Source organism: uncultured Sulfitobacter sp. (assembly GCF_947500075.1).
GTDB lineage: Bacteria > Pseudomonadota > Alphaproteobacteria > Rhodobacterales > Rhodobacteraceae > Sulfitobacter.
On record NZ_CANMQS010000001.1, the window covers coordinates 958,234 to 984,525 of the forward strand.

The following is a 26,292-nucleotide window of genomic DNA, read 5'->3' on the forward strand; positions in this document are numbered from 1 at the left end:
TGTGGTCAGTCAGGGTCGGTATAGGGATCATCCTGATGGAGATCACGCAGGCCAATCGCAGTTTCCTGCGCCTTGGACAAGGACCACCTGACACGTGTGGCATAGTTGAACGTCGTGCCGGACAACACGATCTGCTGTGCCGCGCGGGGCTTCAGACGGTTGTTCTCCAGATAAACCCCCGGCTCCAAACGCAAATCATGCGCACCATCGTGGCGGAACACCCAAATCTCTCCACTGCGCAGCGCCATCGACACCGCCGCACCGCCCAGATCAATGGTCGCATCCACATCCGGGTGCAGATGAAACCGGATGTCAAATCCCAGCCCCTGCAACTTCCCATCGTCCAGCGCGCGGTCAAACCGGCGCTTGTCGGGCTCTTCCATGGCCAGCAGCATGTCTTCCCCCGCCAGCCCCCGCCCGTCCTGCGTCAACTCCAGCCGCCGCGCGTGGGTGATCCCGTGGGAGGCCAGATACCCGTCATGCCCCCCCTGAAAACAAATCCCGTCAGATACGGGCGCGATTTCAACCGGCACATGCACCGGCCCCTCGATCAGGGCTTCTTCGCCGGTGTAGCGATCCGGGTCTGCCAGCCGCGCGCTTGACCGGTTCCCCAGACAGAGTGTCGAATGCGACGGCGTCGCGCGCCCTGCCCGCCGCCAGTCCAGCCCAAAAGCCGCCCCCGATCCGCAGTTCACAATCAACGGCCGCCGCCCCGAGGTCAGCTCAAACGCCAGAGTGGAGGCATGGGCATTGGACGATCCCGCACCCTTGGGTGGCGGATCGGCATCAATAATCACCGACGTGCGCCCCGCCGACAGCCGCGCAAACCCCATCGCCAGCCCATCTGGCTGCAACGTCTTCACCTTGGAAGCTGCCAAAGCGTGATCCAGCCAGCCTTCAACCCCGCGCCCGCCGCCGTGAAACCGCGCAAGCCCGCCGTCTGCGTGACGCAAGCTGCGCAGCGTCGGGGCAATCCGCTGAATGGCGTCCAGATGCGGCTTGGGCGTGCCCCTGCCCGCATCACTCAACGCCGCCGCCGCCCAAGTGAGAAGCGTGAACACCGCCAGCAACTCCTCCGGATTGCGCGTCGGCACGCCACCCTGCGCATCAATCTGCGTGGCACATTCCTTCGCCAGCGCCTGAATCGCCGGTTCGGCCAAAGCCTCCTGCCCCTCCAGCGCCAATCCCGCATAGATCAGCCCGGTCAACGCCTCAAACCGGGGCAACCCCGGCGCCGCCGCTTTCCAGCGCCGCGACAGAAACACCGTCTGCTGCTCAAGCGAGCGGTAGAACGCCCTGCTGTCTTCTGATTCGACCCCGCGCAGCGCAAAAATCGCATGGTTGATCCACCGGATCAGCCGCCGCCCCGTCAGGTTCGGCGTCCACCCCGGCCCGCTGCCCTGACCAAACGCGTCAATCCAGCCCCAGACCCAGGCCTGTGCCGCCTCCCGCGCTGCCGTGTCCCCCACCGCCGCCAGATCATCCATCCAGGCAAAGCCGTGCAGTTCCGCAGCATAGGCCGCATTGGGCACATCCACCTCCCACAGGGTCTTGCCCGGTGCATTGATCAGCGTGCCCGCAAACAGGTAATTCCCGGCAATCAACTGCCGCCCCCGCGCAAACGATCCAATCGTGCGCGGTTCTGGTGAGGACACGAACCCTTTGACATGCGCCCGCGTGCGGACCGCAGCACGGGCGTGCCACAGATCAAGAAGCCGCGCGCTGCGCGTTTTCAGTCTGGCCATAGATGTCATTCGTCGCTGCCCTTGACGCTCTGCCGGCGTTTCCCGGTCAGTCTACCCCGCCTGCGCCAGCGAGTCACCGTCTTTCATCACACCGCCAATTGGCACCGCAAAATCACCCCGCCTTGCGCAGCACCGCGATATAGAATCCATCCATACCGCCCCGGTCCGCCCAATAGTCAGGCCGCAGGCGCAAACCGCCCTCTTCGCTGCGCCATGCCGGGTCCACACCGGGCAGATCCACCGCCTCCACCGTCATATCGCTGTGCCGCACCAAGGCTTCATCCACCTGCACTTCACCTTCATCGGGCAACAGGCTGCACGTGCAAAACACCATCCGCCCACCGGGCTTCAGCAAGGTCCAGGCATGATCCAGCAGCTCCGTCTGCAACCCGATCAACGCGCCGAACTCATCCCCGTTCTTGGCAAAAGGCAAATCGGGATGCCGCCGGATCGTGCCCGTCGCCGAACAGGGCGCGTCCAGCAGGATCGCGTCATAGAGCCCGTCAACCGCCCGCGCATCCGTCACCTTCAGATCCGCCTTGAGCCCGGTGCGCTTCAAATTCTCACGCACCCGCGCCATCCGCCCCTCGGACGTATCGACCGCCGTGACCTCCGCACCCGCCGCCGCCATCTGCAAGGTCTTGCCGCCCGGCGCGGCACACAGGTCCAGCACCTTCTCGCCCTTCATCGGGGCCAGCATCCGCACCGGCAAAGCCGCCGCCGCATCCTGCACCCACCAGTCACCGGCATCATACCCCGGCAAGGCCGACACCTGCCCCGCCTGCTCCAACCTGACCGACCCCGTCGGCAGCAAAACACCGCCCACAGCCTCCGCCAGTGCCGCCGCATCCCCCTTCGCCGTCAGATCCAGCGGCGCGCCCGCAAAATGCGCCTGCTCCATCGCGACCATCGCCTCCGGCCCCCAGGCCGCCACCAGCGGCCCGCGCAGCCATTTGGGCAGCCTCGGGGCGCGCAGCACCTCCCAGGCCTCCGGCCCCTGGGCGGCTATCTTGCGCAACACCGCATTCACCAGACCCTTGAGGTGTCCCAGCTTGCGGTGCTGGGACACCAGTGTGACCATCGCATTGACCACCCCATGGGCCGCGCCACCCTGACACAATTCCACCGTGCCCAGCCGCAGCACATTGCGCACCGTCAGCGGTGGGTATTTCTTGAGATGCTTCTGCAACAGGCGATCCGCCCGCTCCATCCCGCGCAGCGTCTCCATCGCCAGCCTCTGCGCCCTTGCCCGATCCTCCGGGGGCAGCTTGTCCAGCGCACCCCCCGCCAGCAACTCCGACATCAGACGCGGCGCATCGCCAGTGATCTGATCCAGCAACCAAACGGCGGATTTACGAGCCTGTACGCCGGTATCGGCCATGGGGAAGTCCTTTGGGTTGTTTCGCAACCTATCCGGCGTATATCAAAGCCATCACCCGCTCAAGAGGACAGATATGACCGACGACGCCACGCCAGACGCCCCCCGTGACCTGCCCCCCGCAGCACAACGCGCCCTGGCCGAAGCGGCAGAGCGACGCAAAAAGGCGGCAGAGCTGACCCTGCCCCCTGAAAAAGGCGGGCGCGACGGGCCTGAGCCTGTCCGCTACGGCGATTGGGAAAAGAAAGGGATCGCGGTCGACTTCTGACCGCTGGCCGCACCGCGCTCAGCGGAGCCGGAAATCCGCCGATTGACCTGCACCGCGATCCGATGTGATGCGCACCCGGCCGCCGTTGGCTTTCACTTCCTGACAGTTATACCCCAGATCATCGCCGCCCCACTCCAGGCTGCGGCACAGATAGCCGTCTTTCCACTGCCACTTGCCACTGACCGACCAGGCCGCGCCCTTGCCCGAAATCTCGCCATTGGGGCTGACCTGCAATCTCACGAGAGGCCGCGTCAGGGTCTTGCCACTCACCAGCGCCACGAAATCCTCCCGGCTTTCGACCTTCTGAAAATCCGCAAACGCAGGGGCGGCGCAGACAACTGCGGCACAAATCGTCGTGATCATTGCTTTCATGGCGCACCTTTTTCGTCGCAGTGATGAGAGACATACGCGCAATGACAGGAATTGGTTTCATCTCAGTGTAAAAAATTCACACGAATGGATGAAAAACCACTCAATCCCCGGCCAGCCCGAGCACATCCAGCATGTCATACTGCCCCGGCGCACGCCCCTGCCCCCAAAGTGCGGCCTTCAACGCGCCGCGCGCGAATACGGTCCGGTCAGATGCGATATGGCGCAGAACGATCCGCTCCCCTGCGGCTGCGAACATCACGTCATGCTCTCCGATGATGTCCCCGCCGCGAATGGCCGTGAACCCGATGTCGCCCCGCTTGCGTGCCCCGGTGATCCCGTCGCGCCCCCGGTCGGACACATCGCTCAACCGTACACCGCGCCCCTCCGCCGCAGCCTCGCCCAGCATCAGGGCGGTGCCCGATGGCGCATCCACCTTCTGGTTGTGATGTCCTTCGATGATCTCGATGTCGTAATCGTCATCCAGTGCCGCCGCCACACGCCTGGTCAATTGCGTCAACAGGTTCACGCCAAGGCTCATGTTGCCCGCCCGCACGATCACCGTCTCCCGCGCCGGTCCCGCCAGCGTGCCGATATCGGCTTGCGTCATGCCGGTGGTGCCGATCACATGCACGGCACCTGCCTGCGCGGCAATCGGCGCAAAGGCGCAGGTCGCGGCAGGCGCGGTGAAATCTATCACAGCCTGTGCGCCGGCAATTGCGGCCTGCGCGTCATCGCGCACCACCACACCCAGCGCCGCACCCCCCATCGCCTCACCCGCATCCCGGCCCACCCAGTCATGGCCCCTGCGCTCCAGCACGCCATGCAGATGCAGCCGCTCCGACGCGATCACCTGCGCGATCAGCATCTGACCCATCCGGCCCGATCCGCCTGTAATGGTAACGCCCACTGTCTGTGCCATGTCCTGCTCCTCGTCCGGCCTGCGTTGCGCGCAGGTGTAGCCCGCGCAGCCCCCATTGGCAAAGCCGTTGCGATTGCCTAAATGGACGGCATGGCAAAGAACAAGTTTCATGACGGCCCCGGCCCCTCCCAGCGACAGCTGCGCGTGGGCGAAACCATCCGCCGGGCCCTGTCCGAGGTGCTCGCGCGCGGCGATGTGCACGACCCTGACCTGAACCGCATGTCCATCACCGTGGGCGAAGTGCGCGCCTCCCCCGATCTCAAGATCGCCACCGCCTATGTGCTGCCCCTGGGCGGCGAGGGCCAGGACGAAGTGCTGCAACTGCTCGCCCGCAACAAAGGCGAACTCCGGCGGATGCTGTCCAAGAAACTCACCCTGAAATTCGCGCCCGACCTGCGCTTCCGTCTGGATGAAACCTTCGACCAGATGGACGACACCCGCCGCATGCTGTCCGAAGAACGGGTGCAGCGCGACGCGCAAGCCCGCGATGAGGTGCCCGAGGAATGAAACCGCTCGCCGCCCTCCCGGTGGCGATGGTCTTTGCCACATCCACCATGGCCGCCGACTGCCGCGTCGACACGTTCGAGGGCAATCCCTACACCATCTGCGAGGTCGACATGACCCGCGACCGCCTCTCGCTCTTTCTCAACAATGACGCGGGAGAAACCTACGGCTACTTCAGCACCATCGACAACGCACTGGCGGCGCAGGGCCAGCGCCTCGGCTTTGCCATGAACGCCGGCATGTACCACGAAGACCGCACGCCTGTGGGCCTCTACATCGAAAACGGCGTGGAAGTGCAGCGCCTGATCACCTCCGAAGGCCCCGGCAACTTCGGCCTGCTGCCCAACGGTGTGCTCTGCCTGCGCACAGGCCGTGCGGATGTGATCGAAACCAGCCGCTACGCCGCCGAACAACCTGCCTGCACCTCCGCCACCCAATCGGGTCCAATGCTCGTCATTGGCGGTGCCCTGCACCCCCGCTTCCTGCCCGACAGCACCTCGCGTTTCATCCGCAACGGCGTCGGCACCAGCGCGGATGGCACCCGCGCGACCTTTGTCATCTCCAACACAACCGTGAACTTCGACAGCTTCGGACGGCTCTTTCGCGACCACCTTGGCATCGACAACGCGCTCTACTTCGACGGCAAGGTCTCCCGCATCCGCGCGCCCGATCTGGGCCGCGACGATGCGGGCTGGACCCGCCTTGGCCCGATCATCGGCGTGGTGGAACCGGCGCAGTAAGGCGGCCTTGGTGGGGTCGAACCAAAAAGCAAGCGACTTGCCTGCCTGCTGCCGAAAACCCTATGGTGGGGCGGCTGATGGGGACGTAATGCACCCGCACAATCCATCTGCCAAACTCTGCTTTGACGGCCCCTGACAACGCGCAGAAAGTCGTTTTTTGGCAGAGGTTCCTCGACCACTGCAACAGGGAGAGCCTGACATGAACACGCGCATTGAAAAGGACGGGCCGGTCTGGACCGTGATCCACGCCCGCCCCGAGGCGCGAAATGCCATGACCCCCGAAAATGCCGCAGCGTTCTATGAGGCGTTCCAAGCCTTTGACGCAGATGACACCGCCCGCGTTGCTGTGTTCTGGGGCGAAGGCGGCGCCTTTTGCGCCGGGTGGGACCTGAAACATGCGGCTTCCCTTGCGGGGGCAGAGGCGCTCGAACCCTATGACTTTCCGCCCGACGCAGCCCCGCCGATGGCGCCCATGGGCCCCAGTCGGCTGGAAGTCTCCAAGCCGGTGATTGCAGCCGTTTCGGGACCTGCCGTGGCGGGCGGCATGGAACTGGCGTTGTGGTGCGATATCCGGGTGATGGAAGAGACCGCCTTCATGGGGATCTATTGCCGCCGCTGGGGCGTGCCGCTGATCGACGGCGGCACGGTGCGGTTGCCCCGCCTTGTCGGGGAAGGCCGTGCGATGGACCTGATCCTGACCGGCCGCCGTGTGGATGCGGAGGAAGCCCTGCGGATCGGCCTGTGCGAATACGTGGTGCCCGCAGGCAACGCACGCGCCCGGGCCGAAGCGCTGGCCCATGACATTGCGCGCTTCCCCCAGAACTGCATGCGGGCGGACCGACGGTCCGTGCAGGCCCAGCACGGGTTGCCGCTGCGCGATGCCTTGCGACAGGAGTGGCAAGGCAGCAAGGGCGAAGTCGCTCGCGGTATCGAAGGCGCCAGCCGCTTTGCCGGTGGCAAGGGCCGTGGCGGTGATTTCAGCGACATCTGATCTGGATCGCGGGCCGGTCCGGCGGCTGCCTTGGGCAAATCAACCGCAAAGCGCCAAAGCCATTGCACACCCGCTCATCTTTGATAGGACCGCGCGGAACCGCGCGGGATACATTCGTAACCGCGCGCCAGCGCATGAGGGCACATCCATGGGACGTAAACGCAAGGGCCGCGACATTTCCGGCTGGCTGGTGGTCGACAAACCCGCCGGGCTGACCTCCACCGCCGTGGTCAACAAGGTCCGTTGGGCCTTTGATGCCAGAAAAGCCGGCCATGCGGGCACGCTTGATCCCGATGCCACCGGCGTGCTCGCCATCGCGCTGGGGGAAGCGACCAAGACCGTGCCTTTCATCACCGACGCGATGAAAGCCTATACCTTTATTATCCGTCTGGGGCAGGCCACCAACACCGATGATGCCGAAGGCGAAATCATCGCCACCTCCGACGCGCGCCCTGACGATGAAGCGATCAAGGACGCGCTGGCGGCGTTCATCGGTGACATCGAACAGGTGCCGCCGCAGTTTTCCGCCGTGAAGATCGACGGCGAACGCGCCTACAAGAAAGCCCGCGAGGGGGAGGAAATGACCCTCGCCGCGCGCCCGCTCTTTGTAGAGAGCCTTCTGCTCACCGACCGGCCCGACGCCGATCACGTGGCGCTTGAGATGGTCTGCGGCAAAGGCGGCTACGTGCGCTCCATCGCCCGCGATCTGGGGGCGGCGCTCGGCTGTCACGCCCATGTCCGCCACCTGCGCCGCATCTGGTCCGGGCCCTTTGACGCGGAGGAGGGTCTGACCCTCGAACAGATCGACGCGCTGGCCAGAACGCCCGACCTTGATGCCCATCTGCGCCCGCTGGAAGAGGGCCTTGCCGATCTGCCCCAGGTCACCGCCACCGCAGAAGGCGCCAGCCGCCTGCGCAACGGCAACCCCGGCATGGTGATCGCCAGTGACCTGGACTACGGCGATGAATGCTGGGCGTCTTTTGAAGGACAGGCCGTGGCCGTGGGCCGCTTCAAGGCCGGAGAGCTGCATCCCAGCCGGGTGTTTGTGCGCGCCGACCCCTAAAACCCCCAGCGTCGCGCGGGTGGAGAGGCACCGCCGCCTCGGGGGGCGGCGGGATGAGGGTCCTCGGACCCTCATACTCCCGAGGTTTTTTGAACCATTTGGAAGCATGAGAATCGCGATGGACCCGCAATTAGGGATCATTTGGTCTATAATTTGTTTCAATGCACCACCCCTGCCCGCCGGGAATGTTACAAAATGACATCTGCCTCACGCGGGTGGCATTGATCCGGGTCGATTGTTTCAGGAATGACGCCTTGGCGCGCGGGCGCGCTCATCCCTGCGTGAGCCCTCTGTTGCGGGGCGGAAATCCCTCCCATCTTGGATGCAGCAGACACGCACCCTCAACAGGAGACACACCAGATGACACGCACTCTCATGACCCTTCTCAGCGCCGGCGCGCTTGCAACAGTGGCCTTTGACGCCTTTGGTCAGGGCCTCAGCCCGCTGCTGGGATATGCAAAACTCGCCCCCGTGGGGCTGGCCAGCGCCACGTTGAAGCAGGTCTTTGGCGCAGCACCTTCCGGGGCCGGCTATCTTGTGCACACGCTCACCGGTCTGATCGCCTATACGCTGGGGTACTTCCTGATCGCCCGCCCGGTCCAGCGCGCCCTTCTGCCAAATCTGCACTGGTCAATCACCGCTGCGGTCTATGGCATCGCCCTCTGGGTCTTTGCGCTGTTCGTCATGGCGCATCTGGTGGCGGGCATGCCTGCCTTCCTCGGCTTCACCGGCATCACCTGGGTGGCCCTTGTGGGGCACGTGATCTTTGCCCTGGTCGCGGCAGCCGTGATCGAAAGCCAGAAACTGGTGTTTGATCTGCCCCGCCGCCGCGCGATTGCACTGGGCTGACCCCACCGCACCCCGAACCGCCGCCTTTCCCCCCGAAGGCGGCGGTTTTCGTTTGCATGCGCCGCGCCACGATGCCACCAGAACGCATGATCACCCGGCACCATACCGCAGGGCAGACCGCCTCTGCCGCGCTTTACTCAGACTGCGAGGCCTATCGCTACAGCCTGACCCGCACCTGGGATGCGGCTGGTCCGCTGATCAACTTTGTCATGCTCAACCCCTCCACTGCCACGGAGGAACGCAATGACCCGACCATTGAGCGATGTGAGCGCCGCGCCCGTGCGCTTGAGGCTGGCGGGTTCGAGATCACCAACCTTTTTGCCTTTCGCGCCACCGATCCCCGCGACCTGCGGCGCGCGGCAGCCCCCACCGGGCCGGACAACGACGCGGTGCTGACCGCAGCCGCCGCCCGCGCCACCCGGATCATCGCCGCCTGGGGCGTGCACGGCGCGCATCTGAACCGCGCCGCAGAAGTGACCGCGCTGCTGGCCCAAAGCCCCACGCCGCTCTACCATCTGGGCCTGACCAAACACGGCCACCCGCGCCACCCGCTCTACCTGCCCTACAGCCAGCACCCTCTGCCCTGGCGGGTTAACCAAGCTTAACCAGTTTACCCAAATCCCTTTGCGCACACGGCGGCCCTGTGCCCAAATACCGAAGGCAGAGTGCGCGCGGCACTCCCTTTCGCAAAGGTGTCGGAACATGTTTCTTCTTGCAGGATTGATGGGACTGATGGCCGCCAGCGCCGTGGCCTATATGGAGATCACCGCTGACGAAGAACCCGATGACGACAACGACGAGGTCCGCCAGCAGCTGGAAGAGGAAAACAGCGACGCCCCCGTGATCGACCTGATCACCGGCACCGACCTCAGCGATACGCTGGCGGGGGATGCAGGCATGGACCGGATCGATGGCGGCGGTGGCGACGATGTGATCACAGCAGGCGACGGCGATGATGAGGCGCGCGGTGGTCTGGGCGATGACCTGCTCTTTGGCGGCGACGGGGCAGACAGCCTGCATGGCGAAGACGGCACCGACAGCCTGTTTGGCGGCGACGCCGATGACCTGCTTGCCGGGCACAACGAAGACGACACCCTGTGGGGGGGTGCCGGCGACGACAGCCTGCAAGGGTCCGCCGGGGAAGATCTGCTCCTTGGGGGCGCGGGCGATGACGCCCTGCAGGGCGGGCTTGATGATGACACGCTCTCCGGCGATCTGGGGGAGGATACGCTCTTTGGCGGCTGGGGCGATGATGTGATCAACGGCCTGTTTGTCGAAACCCCCGAGGCGGCAGCGCCAGATGCCGCAGAACCGGGTGATGCCGAACCGGATGCACCGCCACGCGATGCGCAACCGGATACCGAACAGATCGCACAGGCCCCCACCGCCGCGCCCATCGTCGATCAGGACGCAGGCGATTACCTCAATGGCGGCGGGGGCGATGACACCATCCTGACCGGCAACGACGACACCGTGACCGGTGGCGCAGGCGCGGATGAGATCGTGCTGGGGGATTGGCTCCAGTCCGGCCAGCAGGCCCAGATCCTCGACTATGAACCGCAGGAGGATTCGCTGCTCTTCGTCTGGGACGACAGCGCAGCGGGCGCGGTTGAACCCGACGTGCGCATTGCCCCGGACCCGGACAATGAAGGCCAGTTGCAGGTCTGGATGGGCGATCAGTTGGTGGCGCAGGTCGCAGGCAACGACCCGCTTGAGGATGCCAACATCGCGCTGATCCCGCTCAGCGCCATGGAAGGGCTGAACCTGAACGCCGCGTAACAGGCAGGTCGCAGCGCGTATTGCGCGCGGCAGGACGAATAACCCTTTGCCAAGCCCCGCAGATTTTCCTATACGCCCCCATCGCGGTTGATTCTGTCAGCCCCGATGCCTCCACGGGCCTGTGCTGGACGACATCCCGGCCTGCGCCATCCCTTTAACCTTTGTACAGGAGACCCCGATGTCGATTACGCCCGAAGAAAAAGCACGGATCATGAAAGAATTTGGCACCAAGGAAGGCGACACCGGTTCGCCCGAAGTTCAGGTTGCCGTTCTCAGCTCGCGCATCGCGACGCTGACCGAACACTTCAAGACCCACAAGAAAGACAACCACGGCCGCCGTGGCCTGCTGAAGATGGTCGCGACGCGCCGCAAGCTGCTGGATTACACCAAAGCCAAGGACGAAGCGCGTTATCAGGACCTGATCAAACGTCTGGGCCTGCGCCGCTAAGCGTTTTTCCGGTTTTGGAAGAGTTTGAACCGCGTCCCTCTGGGGCGCGGTTTTTTATTGTTGGAGCGTAGCAAACGACCCCACCAAAGACGAAGCGGTTGTGAGTGGTTGAGACGATAGCCGTGCATCGCCGGCCCGTCAAAACAGAGTCTTGCCGAGAAAGATGGCGCACCTTTGATGCAACGGGGCGGTCTGCGATGCACGGCGGCCTTTGATTCCGTGTGGCGGGTCAAATTGGGGGCCGTCTGGATTCCAGAATGGAAGGCTTGCGGAGATGGCTTGGCTTAAGTGCGCCAGCAAGCAGGTCTAAAACCGGTTTGCGGGACGAAGCCGACTTCGGCGCAATGTCCGCTTTCAGATTATTTGAGTGATTGCGCATATTCCTCAAGCTGAGTAGCGACGGTGCCCCAACCATCATAGAACCCCATCTCTTCATGGCTTTGACGGGCTTCGGGCGAACGATGTCTGGCAGTCGCGGTGTACATCGTGCCACCGTTTCCATCATCGGCAAACTCGATGATCGCCGTCATGAATGGATCAGCGGCAGGTTTCCATCCTTCGCTGTAAGTGTCGGTGAACACCAGTCTTTCGCCATCCACGACTTCGAGGTACACACCTTCGTTCTCCATGAGGTTACCTTCAACGTTCATCACTGTGTTGAACTTGCCGCCGACCCGAAGGTCGATTTCGCAGGCGTTGATGCCATGGGGTTTGGGCACAAAGAAATGCTTGACGTGTTCCGGCGTGGTCCAGCATTCCCAGAGCAGGGCGCGCGGAGCATTGATCGTGCGGGTGAAAGTCAGGTCGGTTTCAGGGTCGAGGTTCATTTGCTACGCTCCTGCATGAGGTTCTTGATGTAATCGTCAAAGCGGTCGAGCCGTCCTTCCCAAATCGCGCTCTGCTCTCTCAACCAGTCTTTTGCGGGCGTAAAGGCATCCGGAGCCAACTCGCATATCCGCGTCCGCCCTTCCTTCTTCGATGTGACGAGGTTGGCAGCTTCAAGTTTCTTCAGATGCTCCATGAACGACGGCAGCGCCATGTCATGGTGCTGGGCCAATTCGCTCACGGTCGCCTCGCCACGAGCAAGACGTTGAAGGATCATACGCCGTGTCGGATCACCAAGTGCTGAAAAGCAGAGATCGAGGTTCAGGTCATACTTAGACATATCCCTAAGTAACGGAAGTGGCAGGCCCGATCAAGACACTAAGGAAAACCCCTAAGTTACTGGTAAGCGGTCGTTCGCTGCACCCTGACGAACGAGCAGGTTGGACTCCCTCCTGCCATTCGCCAAATGGCACATCTCAAACCCTCACCCCGGCGTCACCACCCCAATCCGCGCCCCCCGCGCTTCAATCGCCGCCGCCGCGTCCAGCAGCACATCCTCCCGATACCGACCCGCAATCAACTGAGCACCCAAGGGCACGCGGCCCACGTCGCCCTCACCAAACCCGGTAAACACCGACATTCCCGGCAGCCCCATCAGCGGCAGGCCCACCTGCGTCAGCTGCGCCTCCATGCAGCGGGGGAAATCCTCCAGATCCAGCAAATCCGGGAACGGCGGCTCGCCCGACACCGGGCAGATCAGCACCGGGTAGCGCGCCAGAAACCGCTCCCACTCCCGCGCAAAGCCCAGCCGCGCCTGCAACGCATCCAGCAGCCCATCGCGATCAGGGGGCGCTGTGAGCTTGTACATCTCCGCCAGCACATAGGTCGCATCCGGGTCCGCCTCCGCCGCGACCGCCGCCTTCGCGCCGCGCTCCATCTCCGCCATCCACAGCTGCGCCTGCAACCGGGCAGGGGCGCGGAACGGCGGGCTGTCCACCTCATCCACCTGCCAGCCTGCATCCATCAACCGCGCCGCCGCATCGCGCAAAGCGGCCTCCACCAGCGGATGGGTCTCCAGCCCCTCGGGCCGGACACAGAGCGCTGCGCGTTTCTCATAGGCAGGTCCGCGCAGGGGCACCGGCATATGCCAGGGATCCTCCACCGAAGGGGCCGCCATCACCTCCAGCGTCATTGCCACATCCGCCACCGACCGCGCGTGCGGGCCTGAAACCGCCATCAACTGCGGCCCGACATGCCGGTCCGGCCCGCTGGCATTGCGTGCCGCCACCCGCCCCAGCGTGGGCCTGAGCCCCTGCAACCCGCAGGCATAGGCCGGATAGCGGATCGACCCGCCAATATCCGTGCCATGCCCCATCGCGCCAATCCCCGCCGCCGTCGCCGCCCCGGCACCACCCGAGGATCCCCCCGGCGTCACACGTGGGTTATGCGGGTTCAGCGTATGCCCGCGTAATGAGTTGCGTGTGAACCAGCGCAGCGAAAACGCAGGTGTATTGGTCCGACCCACAATAACCGCACCGGCGGCCTTCAGGCTCGCCACCACCGGGTTGTCCACCTCCGCCACCTGATCCTTCTGCACCTGCAGACCGTTGGTCGTGGCAAACCCCGCCTGATCCACGTTCTCCTTCGTGGTCACCGGCACACCGGCCATCGCGCCCAGCGGCTCCCCCGCCGCCCGCGCGTGATCCACCGCATCCGCCGCCGCCAACGCCGCTTCATCATCCCGCGCCACAACCGCGTTGATCGCCCCGTTCACCGCATCCAGCCGCTTGAGCGCGTCCTCGCAAACCTCCCGCGCGGTCACTTCCCCCTTGCGGACCATCGCCGCAATCTCTGTCCCTGTCCGTTCAAACAATGCCATCTCGCGCTCTCCCTGTTCCGGCCCAAGCTGCCACGAAGAACGCCGCTTGCGAAGGGGCGCATTTCGACTTAGGGGATTTGGTCGAACAACCACGCGGGAGGGTGCCACCATGGCCAACACAATCGTCAACAGCTGGAATGAGTGGGACCCGCTCAAACATGTCATCGTCGGCCGCGCCGATGATTGCCACATCCCGCCCGAAGAACCCGCGCTGGATGCCAAAGTGCCCGAGGACAGCGACATGCGTGGCCAATGGGGCCGCCGCCCGCAGGAAACCATCGACCGCGCCAACGAACTGCTCGACAATTTTGCAGCACAACTGCAAGCCCGTGGCATCCGCGTCGACCGCCCGACTTCCATCGACCATTCAAAACCCGCCACCACGCCGGACTTTCACACCGAAAGCCAATTCGGCTGCATGCCGCCGCGCGATGTGCTCCTGACCGTGGGCAGTGAGATGCTCGAAGCCACCATGTCCTACCGCTGCCGCTGGTTCGAATACCTCAACTACCGGCCCCTGATGCAGCAATACTTCAACGAGGACCCCAACTTCCGCCACGAATCCGCACCCAAGCCGCGCCTGACGGACGCCGATTACCACCCCGACTACCTCTCTGACAAAATCGGCGATGCCAAACGCCTCGAATGGGCCGCAAAGAAGTTCTTCGTCACGACTGAGGAAGAACCCCTCTTCGATGCCGCCGATGTCCTGCGCTTTGGCCGCGACCTCGTGGTGCAACACGGCTTCACCACGAACCTCAAAGGCATCGAATGGCTCCGCCGCCATTTCCCCGATCACCGCGTGCACACCGTCAACTTCCCCGGTGACCCCTACCCGATCCACATCGACGCGACCTTTACGCCCCTGCGCCCCGGTCTGATCCTCAACAACCCGCAACGCCGCCTGCCGGACGATCAACGTGCGATGTTCAACGACAACGGTTGGGAAATCGTCGACGCCGCCCAGCCCGCGCACAACACGCCGCCACCGCTGTGCTATTCCTCCACATGGCTGTCGATGAACGTGCTGGTGCTCGACCCCAAAACCGTCTGTGTTGAGAAATCCGAGGTCTACCAGGCCGAACAGATGGACAAACTCGGGCTAGAAGTGGTCGAGGTCGAACTGCGCGACGCCTATGCTTTCGGCGGCGGGTTGCACTGCTGCACCGCAGACGTCTACCGCGAAGGGACGTGCGAAGATTACTTCCCCAGCCTCTCCACGTAGGCTGCGCATTCACGGCGCACCACATACCCCGGATGGCAGCCCCTTACCCTGTCATCCGGAACCGCTACGCCCCGCTTCTGCCCCGTGAGGCAATCAAAAGCGCCAGCGCAACACATGCCGGAACCAGCTGCGGCAGCCCGGTCCCCAATTCAACCGTGATCGACGCCACAACGCCCGCAACCGCAACAAACCCCAGAAAACACAGCGCAATATTGAACTGCCATTTCTGGTCTTTGATAAACAGCGACCACGCAAGACCAACCGCCAGGAAAGCGTTGTAGATGCCCTGATTGGCCGCCAGTTGGATGGTTGGCTCAAAGAGCTCCGGCGGGAAAGTGTCGAACACTTTCGGCCCACGTGTCGTCCAGGCGAACATCTCGAACCACGCGATGTAAAAGTGCAGTGCCGATATGAGTGCGACAAGTATCAAGGCAAGGCGTTTCATCTTCTTCTCCTCAGTTCAGCGCGGTTCATAGTGTCTGTGAAGCTGCTGCATGGCGCGCATGAAACTGCTTACATCAATTCTAAAGCGAATTCACGCCCACACGCCAACCTCGTAGGGTGCGCATTCACTGCGCACCACCCCCGCGCACCACCCCACGCCCACAACCCACGCACAACGTCCCACCAGACCCCAAAATTAACCCTCCCTTAACAAACCCCACCGCACGCACCGTTAACCCCGCTTGCCGCCCCATTCGGTGCACAAACGGTGTACAGGTTGTGTACACCCCGTGTACGGGCTGTGCCCCCTCCAAACGCCACAAAACAAAGGTGTTAACGCGCCACCCGCCCCGATTCGCGCCACACCTCTCCTCAGGTGTTGCGCTGCACCCGCACAACCCTTCCCATCGCGCCAATTCTGCGCTACACGCCCTCCATCTGAATGCCGGCGCCCGGACCGCAGCGCCGCCCAAACGAAGATACCGCGGTCAGGGGTAATACGGCCCCTATGCAAATGGCCCAACCGGGCCAACACAGGAAACTTAGATGTTCAATGTAACAACAAAATCGATCGAGTGGGGCGAGGAAACGCTGACACTCGAAACCGGCAAGGTTGCCCGACAGGCAGACGGTTCCGTCATTGCCACGCTGGGCGAAACCAGCGTCATGGCCAACGTCACTTTTGCACGCAAGCAAAAGCCCGGTCAGGACTTCTTTCCCCTGACTGTCCACTACCAGGAAAAATACTACGCCGCGGGTAAAGTCCCCGGTGGTTTCTTCAAACGTGAGGCCCGCCCCACCGAGAAAGAAACCCTCACAGCCCGCCTGATCGACCGTCCGATCCGCCCGCTGTTCGTGCCCGGATTCAAGAACGAAGTCCTTGTTATGTGTACGGTTTTATCCCACGATCTGGTCAACGACCCCGACATGGTCGCCATGATCGCGGCCTCTGCCGCCCTGACCATTTCCGGCGCGCCCTTCATGGGCCCCATCGCCTGCTGCCGCGTCGGTTTTGAGGATGGCGAATACATCCTCAACCCCACCGTCGACGACATGCAGGACCTGCGCCTGAACCCCGATCAGCGCTTGGATCTGGTTGTCGCCGGCACCAAAGACGCCGTGATGATGGTTGAATCCGAAGCCTATGAGCTGACCGAAGAAGAGATGCTCGGTGCGGTGAAATTCGCCCACGAGAGCTTCCAGCCTGTGATCGACCTGATCATTGATCTGGCCGAAGATGCCGCCAAAGAACCCTTTGATTTCCAGCCTGTAGACTATTCCGACCTGTCCGCAGCCGTGGCAAAAGCCGGTGAAAAAGAGATGCGTGCCGCCTTCGCCATCGCGGACAAGCAGGAACGCACATCTGCCGTTTCCGCCGCCCGCGACACGATCAAGGCCGCCCTCACCGAAGAGCAGCTTGAAGATCCGAACCTCGGCTCCGCCATGAAAGGTCTTGAGGCCTCCATCCTGCGCGGTGACGTGGTCAAAACCGGCAAGCGCATCGACGGTCGTAAAACGGATGAGATCCGCGACATCGTCTCCGAAACAGGCATCCTGCCCCGGACCCACGGCTCCGCGCTTTTCACCCGTGGTGAGACGCAGGGTCTGGTGGTCACAACCCTCGGCACCGGCGATGATGAGCAGTTCATCGACGCCCTGCACGGCAACTTCAAATCCAACTTCCTGCTGCACTACAACTTCCCGCCCTACTCGGTTGGTGAAGTGGGTCGCGTGGGCCCTCCCGGCCGCCGCGAAGTGGGTCACGGCAAGCTCGCATGGCGCGCCCTTCAGGCCGTTCTGCCTGCCGCGACGGATTTCCCCTACACCGTGCGTGTTGTCTCGGAAATCACTGAATCCAATGGATCTTCTTCCATGGCCTCCGTCTGTGGCGGCTCCCTTTCCATGATGGACGCGGGCGTGCCGCTCAAGTCCGCCGTGGCCGGTGTGGCGATGGGTCTGATCCTCGAAGACGACGGTTCCTACGCGATCCTGTCGGACATTCTGGGCGACGAAGACCACCTTGGCGACATGGACTTCAAAGTGGCCGGTACCGAGAACGGCATCACCTCTCTGCAGATGGACATCAAGGTTGCGGGCATCACGCCCGAGATCATGGAGAAGGCGCTGGCACAGGCCAAAGATGGCCGGATGCACATCCTGGGTGAAATGGCCAAAGCCATCACCGGTGCCGCCGAATTCTCAGAGCACGCACCACGCATCGAAACCATGCAGGTGCCCACCGACAAGATCCGCGAAGTCATTGGCTCCGGTGGTAAAGTCATCCGCGAGATCGTGGAAGTCTCCGGCGCCAAAGTGGACATCAACGACGAAGGCATCATCAAGATCGCATCGCCCAACGGCGACAGCATCAAGAAAGCCTACGACATGATCCACGCCATCGTGGCCGAACCTGAAGAGGGCGCGATCTACACCGGTACGGTTGTCAAAATCGTCGACTTCGGTGCTTTCGTGAACTTCTTCGGCAAGCGCGACGGTCTGGTGCATGTGTCCCAAATCGAAAACCGCCGTCTGAACCACCCTTCCGACGTCCTCAAAGAGGGCCAGGAAGTGAAGGTCAAACTGCTGGGCTTTGACGACCGCGGCAAGGTCCGCCTGTCGATGAAAGTCGTCGATCAGGAGACCGGCGAAGAGATGAAGAAAGAGGAAAAAGCGGAGGACTGATTTCAGTCCCACCGCTGATCTGATCAAAGCCCCGGTGGAAACGCCGGGGCTTTTTTGGTGGGCAACGGCTCTATGCCGAAGCTGCTCTCGTCTGGGCAATCGGCCCTGACCACAGCAAACCGCGGAAATCCGCCACATTTCCGCCACATTTACCCTAGGTTACGTTAGGTGACTTGCGCGTAAGGCGCTAAGGTTCCTTCCAAATATCCTTTGGGAGGGGAATCATGTACAAACATCTGGCAGCCGCCGGACTGGTCGCCGTTATGGCACTACCAGCCAGCGCCACATCCATCACCGATCGCTACTCCAGCTTCTACGTCTTTGGCGACAGCCTCAGCGATGACGGCAAGTTCGGGCAGTTGCCCGCCACACCGCCCAGCGAAGGCGGGCGGTTCTCCAACGGGCCGGTCTGGGCGGAGCACATCGCGCAGGACTTCACCGATGCAGGCAAAGACAGCGGCAACCTCGCCGTGGGGGGGGGCCACCGCAAATGACACCGCGACGCTGACACCGCTGTCCACTTTCAACGGCCAGATCAACGCGTTCTTCAACGCGCTTGTCACCGACACTGGGCTGCCGCAGAACTTCACAACGCCTCCCACCCCCGAAGGCACAGGCCCCACGCCCGGTGACAACCCGCTGGTCGCCGTCTGGTTCGGCGGCAATGACCTCTTCGCCAGCTTCGAACCTGCGGACATCGCCGCAGCAGCGAAATCCGTGGCTGATGGCATCACCCGTCTGGCAACCTCCCCGCTGGGCATGTTTGACGACTTCCTTGTCGCCAACCTGCCGGATCTGGGTGACACGCCGGCCTACTCCAGTCTGCTCACGCTTGGAGCAACAACCCCGGAAGAACTTGCAGCCGCACAGCAGGTCGCTGCCGCCGCCTCCGCTGCGGCCTCCGCCGCGACCCAACAGTTCAACCTCGAACTCAAATCCAATCTTGATCTGATCGAAGAAGACCTCGGCATTCGCATCATCGACTATGATGCCTTTGCCGTCTCAAAGGATGTGTTTGCGAACCCCGGTGACTATCCTTTCGCCAGCCTGACGCAGCCTTGCACGGTCAGCCTGAATTCGACGGACAACCCCTTCACCTGCACCCCAGAATAGGAAGACCTGCTGTTCTTCACCGATGCGGTGCACCCCAATCAGGTCGCGCAGAAGATCACGGCGAACAACATCCGTACCGTGGTTGCCGCAGTTCCGCTGCCCGCAACCTTCTGGCTTGCGCTGTTTGCAGTGGGTGGTCTTGCCGCCGCAGGCCGCCGCCGGATGGCTGCCTGAGCCACAGCGAAACACAACTGAACGGCAGGGCGGTGCCACCCCGGTGCCGCCCTTGTTGTATCTGACCCTCCCAACAGGGCGCAAAATCCTTGCCGTGCGCCCTATCATCGGTATATCCCGGAAACAGGGTCGGCGATGGCGTCGCCAGCACGGATGTGCACACCCTGTTTCACCTTCCTGAACGCCGGGACTTTTCTTTGCCGCCACTGCGGTTGAGGGAGACCGGCTTCCTCATTCCGCGGCGGCACTCAAGTGAGGAGCCGTTGGATGGACCGTCCAGACCACTACCGTTTTCATCAGGGGGAGAAGACCCTCCCCTTCAGCCCAGACGAATATGAGGCCCGCCTGTCAGTGCTGCGCAGCGCCATGGCGGAACGCGGCGTGCAGGCCTGCGTTTTCACCTCCATGCACTGCATCGCCTACTACAGCGGGTTTCTCTACTGCGCCTTCGGGCGGCCCTATGCGCTTGTGGTGACGGCCACCGACAGTGTCACCATCAGTGCAGGCATCGACGCCGCCCAGCCCTGGCGGCGTTCGCACGGCGACAACATCACCTACACCGACTGGCAGCGGCACAACTACTGGCGCGCGATCCGGTCGGTCACGGGCACCGGCACCTCCATCGGGTATGAGGCCGACCACCTGACATGTGCGCAACAGGCGCTGCTGGAGGAGTTCCTCCAACCCCGCAGCACCACCGACATGGCCGCCGTTTCGATGAAACAGCGTATGCACAAATCCCCCGCCGAGATTGCGCTGATCAAACAGGGTGCACAGGTGGCCGACGTTGGCGGCTACGCCATCCGCGATGCCATCAAACCCGGCACGCGGGAGATCGACGTTGCCATGGCAGGGCGCGACGCAATGGAACTGGAGATTGCCAGACGTTTCCCCGATGCCGAATACCGCGACACCTGGGTCTGGTTCCAATCCGGCATCAACACCGACGGGGCGCATAACCCGGTGACCGGCCGGCACCTCAGCCCCGGTGACATCCTCAGCCTCAACACCTTCCCGATGATCAACGGCTATTACACCGCGCTGGAACGCACGCTGTTTGTCGAAACGGTCGATCCGGCCAGCCTTGATATCTGGAACGCCAATGTCGCCGCTCATGAATACGGGCTGAGCCTGCTCAAACCCGGTGCCAGCTGCGCGGACGTGACAGAGCAGATCAACAGCTTCTTTGCGGACCGCGACCTGCTTCAGTATCGCACCTTCGGCTATGGCCATTCCTTTGGTGTCCTGTCCCACTACTATGGCCGGGAAGCGGGGCTGGAGCTGCGTGAAGACGTGGACACCGTGCTGCAGCCGGGCATGGTCATCTCGATGGAGCCGATGCTGACCATCCCCGACGGCCAGCCCGGTGCAGGCGGATACCGGGAACACGATATTCTGGTGATCACCGAAGACGGCAACGAGAACATCACCGGCTACCCGTATGGGCCGGAGACCAACGTGATCGCCTGACCCATGGCACCAGCAAAGGGCCACGCGCACCGTGGCCCTTTGCAACGCCGCACATGGTCGTTTCTCTCCAAGGCATCTATGCTCACCACGATCCATCCATCATCTGAGGACCCGATGCCTGACCCCCGCCTCCCCCTGAACCTCAAAGGCCTGGAGCTGTTCCAGATCTTCGCCCTGAAAGGCTCGCTTCAGGCCACGGCAGAGGCGACGGGTCTGTCAATCAGCACCGTGTCACACCGGCTGCGGGGGCTGGAAGAAGAACTGGGCGTGGCCCTTTTCGACCACACGCGCAAACCACTGGTCCTGACGGACCGGGGCCTGAAATTTCTGCGCAGCATCGAAGATCCTTTGCTGAAAATCCGCATGGCGAAGGCTGAAGTCGCCGCTGTGGACGCCGATGCAGCCGGGTTTCTCAGGATCGGCACCATCGCGGATTTTGAGGTCGACATCACCCCCGACCTTGCCGTGCATCTGTCCGAACAGATGCCGAAATGCGATTTCCTCTATCAGATCGCCACCAGCCGCGACCTGCTGACCCACCTGCAAAACCGCGCGCTTGATCTGGCCATCACCACATGTCTGGAGGCGGCCGACAAAGGCCTGCGCGACCTGCCCCTGTTGCGCGATCCCTTTGTCATTGTCCTGCCCGCACATGCCACCGCCACCCTGACAGAGGTTATCGAAGGCCGCGCGAAACTGCCGTTTCTTCAGTTCTCCCGCCATCTGATCATCGCCCGGCAGATCGAAGCGCAGCTGAGCCGTCTGGGCATGTCCCTGCCCCACAAGTTTGAATGCGACAGCAACCACACCCTGATGGCAATGATCGCAGGCGGGGCCGGCTGGACGATCACCACGCCGCTTTTGCTGTCCCGCGCCAGACGGTTTCAACCCGCGCTCAGCGTGCATCCCTTTCCGGGCAAGAAGTTCTCCCGCACCCTGTCGATTGTTGCCACGCCGGATTGCGCCAGCGGTGTGGTGGACCGGGTGAATGCCCGCGTCCGGCAGGTTCTGACAGATCAGGTGATCACCCCCATGTGCGCGCAGATCCCCTGGCTGGAGGGTGCATTCACGCTGATCGACTGACCCTTCCCTATCAACGGCATCAATTCCGAAAAACCCGGAATACATTTCCCAATAGGTAGGATTTACCAACCCCAGTATTGATGTTCCGGCACGAAGCCTGCCTACCTCCACAAACGCAGCACCGCAGGAGAGAGCCCATGAAATCGCGCACCAAAGTAGCCGTCATCGGCGGTGGGATCGCCGGGTGTTCAACGCTCTACCACCTGACGCAGGAAGGCTGGTCCGATGTCGTGCTCATCGAACGGGATGAACTGACCTCCGGCACCACATGGCATTCGGCGGCACAGGTCACCAACTTCGGCATGAACCAGACGATGGTCGGCCTCAAATCCCACTCCATCGCGCTCTACAAGAAACTGCGGGACGATCCCGACTATCCCGTGGGCTATCACCACGGTGACGGCGGCATCCGGCTGGCCAACACCGAAGGGCACATGCAGGGCTACCGCCATTTCGCCTCCATGGCGCGGGGCATGGGCGTGGAATACGAGGTGATCGACGCCGCAGAATGCGCCCGCCGCCATCCGCTGATCTCCACCGACAATCTGATCGGCGGGCTGTGGGACGGCGAAGACGGTGACATCGACCCCGCGCAGCTCTGTCAGGCCCTGGCCTTTCACGCCCGCAAGGCAGGCGCGGAGGTCTACCGGCACACCAGCGTCATCGGCCTGACCCAGCACCGCGATGACACATGGACCGTTGAGACGGACAAGGGCAGCATCGACGCCGACATCGTGGTGAACGCCTGCGGCTACCGGGTCAACGAAGTGGGCGGCATGATGGGTGTACACCACCCCGTCGCCTCGATGGAGCATCAGTATTTCGTCACCGAAGACATCCCCGCCATCGCGGAGACAGGCCACCGCATGCCGCTCCTGCGCTGTCCGATCTCCGATTATTACTCCCGGCAGGAAAAGGGCGGTCTGCTGGTGGGCTTCTACGAACAGGACTGCAAGACATGGGGCATGGACGGGATTGACCCGGCCTTCACCAATGACCTCTGCCCCGACGATCTGGACCGGGTGATGGACGTGCTGGAAGGCGCGTTTGAACGCATGCCCGTGCTGGCCGAAGTTGGCATCAAACGGGTCGTCAACGGCCCGATCACCTATACCATCGACGGCGCGCCACTGGTGGGTCCGATCCCCGGCAAACGCAACGCCTTCTGTATCATCGGGCTGCGCGCAGGACTTGGCGAAGGCGGCGGGCACGGCTGGCTGCTGGCCCAGCAGATCGTCCATGGCGAAGCGCAATACGACACATGGTGCCTCGACCCGCGCCGCTTCACCGGGCACGCCAATGTCGAAGTCACTGCCCTGAAAGCCATCGAAGACTACCAGAACGAATTCCGCTTCCACTTCCCACACGAACACCGCCCCGCCGCCCGCAACGCCAAGACCACACCGCTGACCCCCGTTCTGGCCGCCGAAGGCGCCGAATTCACCGTCGTGAACGGTTGGGAGCGGGTGGACTACATCAAGCCTGCGCCGGATTTCCATCCCTCCCTGACTTTCGATTTCGACGAAACCTTCGACGTGGTCGCCGCCGAAGTGGCAAACGTGCAGCAGAACGCGGGCCTGTGCGAAGTCAACGGTTTCAACCGGTTTGAGATCACCGGCACCGACCGCCACAGCTTCCTCGACCGGATGTTCTGCGGCACCGTGACCAAGCGCGACGGCCGTGTGGGGCTGGGCTACTTGCTCAACCACCACGGCATGATCAAAGGCGAAGCCACCATCGCCAACATCCCCACCTCTGACCGCGGCCCGGCGCGCGTCTGGTACGGATCAGCAGCGGCGGCGGAGTATCATGACATGGACTGGTTGCAGGCACACCTGCGGCCAGACGAAGACGTGCAGATCCACAGCCTCACGAACGACCAGACAATCCTCGTCCTTGCAGGCCCCAAAGCGCGCAACGTCCTGACCGCCTGCGCGCGCGGCGACTGGTCAAAGGACGCCTTCCCTTGGCTGTCCGTCCGCGAAGCCTTCATCGGATACGCCCCCGCCACCGTGCTCGGCGTCAGTTTCTCCGGTGAGTTGGCCTATGAAATCCACATCCCCAACGCATCGCTCTACGCCGCCTACACGGCCTTGCGCGCAGCGGGGGAGGCGCATGGGCTCAAGCTCTTTGGTGCCCGCGCGGTCGAGTCGATGCGGATGGAGAAAGGCTTCCTGCACTGGAAAGCCGACCTGCTGACCGAATTCGACCCCTTTGAAACCGGGCTCGACCGCTTTGTGAAGCTCGATAAAGGTGACTTCATCGGTCGCGACGCCCTGTTGGAGCGGCAGAAGACCGGCAAGACCAAAGCCCTCATCACCCTCGACATCGACACGACCAAAGCCCCTGCGCACGGTGGTGCATCCGTCATGGTGGGCGACCGGGTGGTGGGCACCATCACATCCGGCGACTGGGGCCACCGCACGGGCAAAAACCTCGCCTACGCCTTTGTCGACACCGACCAAAGCGCCATCGGCACCGCCTTGCACGTGGACATCTGCGGACAGATCCTGCGCGCAAAGGTCATCACCCCGTCACCCTATGATCCCAGCTACAGCCTGATGCGCGGATAGGGGCGGCTAAAGCCCCAACTCCTCAATCATCCGGTCGCGCATGACAAACTTCTGCGGCTTGCCGGTGATCGTCATCGGCAGTTCATCGACCTGCCGGAAATGCCGTGGCACTTTGAAATGCGCGATCTGCCCCTGACAGAACGCGCGCATGGCGTCGGGATCAACCGATCTGCCCGCCTTGGGCACAATCCACGCACAGACCTCTTCGCCCAGCCGCGCGTCGGGAATGCCAAAGACCTGCACCTCGCTCACATCCGGATGGCCAAACAGAAACTCCTCGATCTCACGGGGATAGATGTTCTCTCCGCCCCGGATGATCATGTCCTTCACCCGGCCCGTGATCGTGCAAAAACCGTCGGCATCCAGCACCGCCAGATCACCCGTGTGCATCCACCCGTCCCGGATCGCCTCCTGCGAGCGCGCGCTGTCTTCCCAATAGCCCTTCATCACCGAATACCCCCGTGTGCACAGCTCTCCCTGCACACCAACCGGCACAACGGCTCCCGCTTCATCAATGATCTTCACCTCCAGATGCGGATGCACCCGGCCCACTGTGGCGCAGCGTTGCTCTGTCGTGTCATCCACAAAGCTCTGGAAGGATACCGGCGCTGTTTCGGTCATCCCGTAACAGATCGTCACCTCGCGCATGTTCATCCTGTCGTTGACCTGCTTCATCACGTCCACCGGACAGGGCGCGCCGGCCATCACCCCGGTGCGCAAGGCAGACAGATCGCGCGGGGTGGCATCCAGCTCCTGCAACATTGCCACGAACATCGTCGGCACACCATAAAGCGCGGTGCAGCGTTCCCTGGCCAGCGCATCCAGCGTCTGCACCGGATCAAAGGCTTCGCCCGGAAAGACCATCGCCGCCCCTTTGCTGACCGCGCCCAGCACCCCCATCACCATGCCAAAACAGTGATACAGCGGCACCGGAATCGCCAGACGGTCATTCTCCGTCAGCTTGATCCGGTCCGTCACAAACCGTGCGTTGTTGACGATGTTGTAATGCGACAGGGTCGCGCCCTTGGGCTGACCCGTGGTGCCGGAGGTAAACTGGATGTTGATCGCATCGTCCGGCTGCAACGTCCCGTCGATCTTCGGCAACCGCAGTTGCTGGGCCGGACCACCCAGCGATGACACCTCATCAAAGCGCCAGCAGCCTGCGTCGTCCTCCGCTTCGCCCATGACAATCACATGGCGCAGCTGCGGCAGCCGGGCCGCCTGCAAGCGCCCCTTCTCTGCCCCATCCAGCTCCGGCGCCAGCGTGCGCACCATCTTGAGGTATTCCGATGACTTGAATGACCGCGCCATAACCAGCGCCTTGCACCCCACTTTGTTGAGCGCGTATTCAAGCTCCGACAACCGATACGCCGGGTTGATGTTGACCAGCACAACCCCGATCCGCGCCGTCGCGAACTGCGTCAGCACCCACTCCAGCCGGTTGGGCGACCAGATGCCAACACGGTCGCCGGTTTCCAGCCCAAGCGCCAGAAACCCGGTGGCCAGCGCATCCACGGCCCGGTCCAGATCATAATAGCTCAACCGCGCGTCCGGAAAGATCACCGCATCCCGTGGGCCGTATCGCGACACCGCATCGCGCAACAACTGCGGGATCGTGGCAAAAGCAAGCTCTGGGTGCTTTGCCCCCTGCACATAGGATTTGCCATCACGCGGGGCGAGGTTCGTCTGCGCCCCCTCCCCCTGATCCAGCCCGAAGTTCTGTATGCGGTTTGCAATGCTCTCATTTAGGATCGTCACAGTGATGTCT

Annotated in this window: 26 protein-coding genes; 17 read left to right on the plus strand and 9 right to left on the minus strand. The window is 62.9% G+C overall.

From position 1 onward, the window contains the following. Positions 1–5 precede the first annotated feature (5 nt). Both Q1A91_RS04650 and Q1A91_RS04655 read right to left on the minus strand, forming a co-directional pair. Positions 6–1,754, minus strand: coding sequence for a heparinase II/III family protein (locus tag Q1A91_RS04650; RefSeq protein ID WP_299873497.1), 1,749 nt, complete (start codon positions 1,752–1,754; stop codon positions 6–8). Between the two features lie 103 nt (positions 1,755–1,857). Then, a complete protein-coding gene (locus tag Q1A91_RS04655; protein WP_299873500.1) occupies positions 1,858–3,126 on the minus strand; it encodes a transcription antitermination factor NusB in 1,269 nt (422 codons plus the stop codon). Positions 3,127–3,199: 73 nt separating this feature from the next. Here Q1A91_RS04655 and Q1A91_RS04660 point away from each other — a divergent pair, with 73 nt between their 5' ends. Beyond that, a complete protein-coding gene (locus Q1A91_RS04660; RefSeq protein ID WP_299873503.1) occupies positions 3,200–3,391 on the plus strand; it encodes a DUF1674 domain-containing protein in 192 nt (63 codons plus the stop codon). An 18-nt stretch (positions 3,392–3,409) separates the two neighbouring features. On the opposite strand, the gene Q1A91_RS04665 is transcribed toward Q1A91_RS04660, so the two are convergent. Together Q1A91_RS04665 and dapB are read right to left on the minus strand one after the other, a co-directional pair. After that, positions 3,410–3,763 carry a dihydrodipicolinate reductase gene (locus Q1A91_RS04665; protein ID WP_299873506.1) on the minus strand — a complete coding sequence of 118 codons (354 nt, stop codon included), beginning with the start codon at positions 3,761–3,763 and terminating at the stop codon, positions 3,410–3,412. Between the two features lie 100 nt (positions 3,764–3,863). Further along, positions 3,864–4,682 carry a 4-hydroxy-tetrahydrodipicolinate reductase gene (gene dapB / locus Q1A91_RS04670; RefSeq protein WP_299873509.1) on the minus strand — a complete coding sequence of 273 codons (819 nt, stop codon included), beginning with the start codon at positions 4,680–4,682 and terminating at the stop codon, positions 3,864–3,866. A gap of 90 nt (positions 4,683–4,772) precedes the next feature. On the opposite strand from dapB, the gene rbfA reads away from it, so the two are divergent. The 8 genes from rbfA (at position 4,773) to rpsO (ending at position 11,056) form a co-directional block, all read left to right on the plus strand. Beyond that, positions 4,773–5,189, plus strand: a complete 417-nt coding sequence (rbfA, locus tag Q1A91_RS04675) for a 30S ribosome-binding factor RbfA (protein ID WP_299873512.1) — start codon at positions 4,773–4,775, stop codon at positions 5,187–5,189. Beyond that, complete coding sequence (locus Q1A91_RS04680; protein WP_299873515.1) at positions 5,186–5,926, plus strand: phosphodiester glycosidase family protein; 741 nt, start codon at positions 5,186–5,188, stop codon at positions 5,924–5,926. Before rbfA ends, Q1A91_RS04680 begins: the two co-directional genes overlap by 4 nt. A 199-nt stretch (positions 5,927–6,125) precedes the next feature. Further along, the gene (locus Q1A91_RS04685) at positions 6,126–6,917 is read left to right on the plus strand and encodes a crotonase/enoyl-CoA hydratase family protein (protein ID WP_299873518.1); all 792 of its coding nucleotides are present in this window, start codon (positions 6,126–6,128) and stop codon (positions 6,915–6,917) included. A gap of 148 nt (positions 6,918–7,065) precedes the next feature. Continuing rightward, positions 7,066–7,980: a tRNA pseudouridine(55) synthase TruB gene (gene truB, locus Q1A91_RS04690; protein WP_299873521.1), complete on the plus strand. Its 915-nt coding sequence runs from the start codon at positions 7,066–7,068 to the stop codon at positions 7,978–7,980. Between the two features lie 360 nt (positions 7,981–8,340). Continuing rightward, positions 8,341–8,829, plus strand: coding sequence for a hypothetical protein (locus Q1A91_RS04695; RefSeq protein ID WP_299873523.1), 489 nt, complete (start codon positions 8,341–8,343; stop codon positions 8,827–8,829). A gap of 86 nt (positions 8,830–8,915) precedes the next feature. Then, the gene (locus Q1A91_RS04700) at positions 8,916–9,434 is read left to right on the plus strand and encodes a DUF1643 domain-containing protein (protein WP_299873525.1); all 519 of its coding nucleotides are present in this window, start codon (positions 8,916–8,918) and stop codon (positions 9,432–9,434) included. A gap of 97 nt (positions 9,435–9,531) precedes the next feature. Next, positions 9,532–10,608, plus strand: coding sequence for a calcium-binding protein (locus tag Q1A91_RS04705; RefSeq protein WP_299873528.1), 1,077 nt, complete (start codon positions 9,532–9,534; stop codon positions 10,606–10,608). Between the two features lie 178 nt (positions 10,609–10,786). After that, a complete protein-coding gene (gene rpsO / locus Q1A91_RS04710) occupies positions 10,787–11,056 on the plus strand; it encodes a 30S ribosomal protein S15 (protein ID WP_299873531.1) in 270 nt (89 codons plus the stop codon). Positions 11,057–11,415: 359 nt separating this feature from the next. Here the strand turns inward: rpsO and Q1A91_RS04715 are convergent, their stop codons facing one another. From Q1A91_RS04715 to Q1A91_RS04725, 3 genes are all read right to left on the minus strand, one after another. Beyond that, entirely contained in the window at positions 11,416–11,883 is a 468-nt protein-coding gene (locus Q1A91_RS04715) for an SRPBCC family protein (protein WP_299873533.1), read from the minus strand. Continuing rightward, a complete protein-coding gene (locus Q1A91_RS04720; RefSeq protein WP_299873536.1) occupies positions 11,880–12,221 on the minus strand; it encodes a helix-turn-helix transcriptional regulator in 342 nt (113 codons plus the stop codon). The genes Q1A91_RS04715 and Q1A91_RS04720 overlap by 4 nt, the downstream gene beginning before the upstream one ends. 144 nt (positions 12,222–12,365) lie before the next feature. Next, a complete protein-coding gene (locus Q1A91_RS04725; RefSeq protein ID WP_299873539.1) occupies positions 12,366–13,760 on the minus strand; it encodes an amidase in 1,395 nt (464 codons plus the stop codon). A gap of 109 nt (positions 13,761–13,869) precedes the next feature. Between Q1A91_RS04725 and Q1A91_RS04730 the strand changes: the two genes are divergently transcribed. Continuing rightward, positions 13,870–14,985, plus strand: a complete 1,116-nt coding sequence (locus Q1A91_RS04730) for a serine/threonine protein kinase (protein WP_299873543.1) — start codon at positions 13,870–13,872, stop codon at positions 14,983–14,985. Positions 14,986–15,049: 64 nt separating this feature from the next. Here Q1A91_RS04730 and Q1A91_RS04735 read toward each other — a convergent pair whose 3' ends face one another. Then, positions 15,050–15,430, minus strand: coding sequence for a DUF1304 domain-containing protein (locus tag Q1A91_RS04735; protein WP_299873546.1), 381 nt, complete (start codon positions 15,428–15,430; stop codon positions 15,050–15,052). Between the two features lie 545 nt (positions 15,431–15,975). Between Q1A91_RS04735 and pnp the strand changes: the two genes are divergently transcribed. From pnp to Q1A91_RS04770, 7 genes are all read left to right on the plus strand, one after another. Further along, positions 15,976–18,111, plus strand: a complete 2,136-nt coding sequence (gene pnp, locus Q1A91_RS04740) for a polyribonucleotide nucleotidyltransferase (RefSeq protein WP_299873549.1) — start codon at positions 15,976–15,978, stop codon at positions 18,109–18,111. 224 nt (positions 18,112–18,335) lie between these two features. Further along, positions 18,336–18,605, plus strand: coding sequence for a hypothetical protein (locus tag Q1A91_RS04745; RefSeq protein ID WP_299873552.1), 270 nt, complete (start codon positions 18,336–18,338; stop codon positions 18,603–18,605). Further along, positions 18,553–19,224, plus strand: coding sequence for an SGNH/GDSL hydrolase family protein (locus Q1A91_RS04750; RefSeq protein ID WP_299873555.1), 672 nt, complete (start codon positions 18,553–18,555; stop codon positions 19,222–19,224). The genes Q1A91_RS04745 and Q1A91_RS04750 overlap by 53 nt, the downstream gene beginning before the upstream one ends. A 27-nt stretch (positions 19,225–19,251) precedes the next feature. Beyond that, on the plus strand, positions 19,252–19,398 hold the full coding sequence (locus tag Q1A91_RS04755; RefSeq protein ID WP_299873558.1) for a PEP-CTERM sorting domain-containing protein: 147 nt from the start codon (positions 19,252–19,254) through the stop codon (positions 19,396–19,398). Positions 19,399–19,665: 267 nt separating this feature from the next. Then, positions 19,666–20,868 (plus strand): M24 family metallopeptidase, encoded by a 1,203-nt coding sequence (locus tag Q1A91_RS04760; RefSeq protein ID WP_299873561.1) that lies wholly within the window; start codon positions 19,666–19,668, stop codon positions 20,866–20,868. Positions 20,869–20,982: 114 nt separating this feature from the next. Beyond that, a complete protein-coding gene (locus Q1A91_RS04765) occupies positions 20,983–21,951 on the plus strand; it encodes a LysR family transcriptional regulator (protein ID WP_299873564.1) in 969 nt (322 codons plus the stop codon). Between the two features lie 137 nt (positions 21,952–22,088). Further along, complete coding sequence (locus Q1A91_RS04770) at positions 22,089–24,524, plus strand: FAD-dependent oxidoreductase (RefSeq protein WP_299873567.1); 2,436 nt, start codon at positions 22,089–22,091, stop codon at positions 24,522–24,524. Between the two features lie 6 nt (positions 24,525–24,530). Here the strand turns inward: Q1A91_RS04770 and Q1A91_RS04775 are convergent, their stop codons facing one another. Next, positions 24,531–26,282 carry an AMP-binding protein gene (locus Q1A91_RS04775; protein WP_299873570.1) on the minus strand — a complete coding sequence of 584 codons (1,752 nt, stop codon included), beginning with the start codon at positions 26,280–26,282 and terminating at the stop codon, positions 24,531–24,533. Positions 26,283–26,292: the final 10 nt, after the last annotated feature.

Coding starts and splice junctions, on each gene's coding strand:
- Q1A91_RS04650 (WP_299873497.1), bottom strand. CDS start 1,754: ATGACATCTATGGCCAGACTGAAAACGCGCAGCGCGCGGCTTCTTGAT.
- rpsO (WP_299873531.1), top strand. CDS start 10,787: ATGTCGATTACGCCCGAAGAAAAAGCACGGATCATGAAAGAATTTGGC.
- Q1A91_RS04665 (WP_299873506.1), bottom strand. CDS start 3,763: ATGAAAGCAATGATCACGACGATTTGTGCCGCAGTTGTCTGCGCCGCC.
- Q1A91_RS04745 (WP_299873552.1), top strand. CDS start 18,336: ATGTACAAACATCTGGCAGCCGCCGGACTGGTCGCCGTTATGGCACTA.
- Q1A91_RS04680 (WP_299873515.1), top strand. CDS start 5,186: ATGAAACCGCTCGCCGCCCTCCCGGTGGCGATGGTCTTTGCCACATCC.
- Q1A91_RS04770 (WP_299873567.1), top strand. CDS start 22,089: ATGAAATCGCGCACCAAAGTAGCCGTCATCGGCGGTGGGATCGCCGGG.
- Q1A91_RS04685 (WP_299873518.1), top strand. CDS start 6,126: ATGAACACGCGCATTGAAAAGGACGGGCCGGTCTGGACCGTGATCCAC.
- Q1A91_RS04760 (WP_299873561.1), top strand. CDS start 19,666: ATGGACCGTCCAGACCACTACCGTTTTCATCAGGGGGAGAAGACCCTC.
- Q1A91_RS04660 (WP_299873503.1), top strand. CDS start 3,200: ATGACCGACGACGCCACGCCAGACGCCCCCCGTGACCTGCCCCCCGCA.
- Q1A91_RS04730 (WP_299873543.1), top strand. CDS start 13,870: ATGGCCAACACAATCGTCAACAGCTGGAATGAGTGGGACCCGCTCAAA.
- dapB (WP_299873509.1), bottom strand. CDS start 4,682: ATGGCACAGACAGTGGGCGTTACCATTACAGGCGGATCGGGCCGGATG.
- Q1A91_RS04750 (WP_299873555.1), top strand. CDS start 18,553: ATGCAGGCAAAGACAGCGGCAACCTCGCCGTGGGGGGGGGCCACCGCA.
- pnp (WP_299873549.1), top strand. CDS start 15,976: ATGTTCAATGTAACAACAAAATCGATCGAGTGGGGCGAGGAAACGCTG.
- Q1A91_RS04765 (WP_299873564.1), top strand. CDS start 20,983: ATGCCTGACCCCCGCCTCCCCCTGAACCTCAAAGGCCTGGAGCTGTTC.
- Q1A91_RS04725 (WP_299873539.1), bottom strand. CDS start 13,760: ATGGCATTGTTTGAACGGACAGGGACAGAGATTGCGGCGATGGTCCGC.
- Q1A91_RS04695 (WP_299873523.1), top strand. CDS start 8,341: ATGACACGCACTCTCATGACCCTTCTCAGCGCCGGCGCGCTTGCAACA.
- truB (WP_299873521.1), top strand. CDS start 7,066: ATGGGACGTAAACGCAAGGGCCGCGACATTTCCGGCTGGCTGGTGGTC.
- Q1A91_RS04720 (WP_299873536.1), bottom strand. CDS start 12,221: ATGTCTAAGTATGACCTGAACCTCGATCTCTGCTTTTCAGCACTTGGT.
- Q1A91_RS04705 (WP_299873528.1), top strand. CDS start 9,532: ATGTTTCTTCTTGCAGGATTGATGGGACTGATGGCCGCCAGCGCCGTG.
- Q1A91_RS04700 (WP_299873525.1), top strand. CDS start 8,916: ATGATCACCCGGCACCATACCGCAGGGCAGACCGCCTCTGCCGCGCTT.
- rbfA (WP_299873512.1), top strand. CDS start 4,773: ATGGCAAAGAACAAGTTTCATGACGGCCCCGGCCCCTCCCAGCGACAG.
- Q1A91_RS04655 (WP_299873500.1), bottom strand. CDS start 3,126: ATGGCCGATACCGGCGTACAGGCTCGTAAATCCGCCGTTTGGTTGCTG.
- Q1A91_RS04715 (WP_299873533.1), bottom strand. CDS start 11,883: ATGAACCTCGACCCTGAAACCGACCTGACTTTCACCCGCACGATCAAT.
- Q1A91_RS04735 (WP_299873546.1), bottom strand. CDS start 15,430: ATGAAACGCCTTGCCTTGATACTTGTCGCACTCATATCGGCACTGCAC.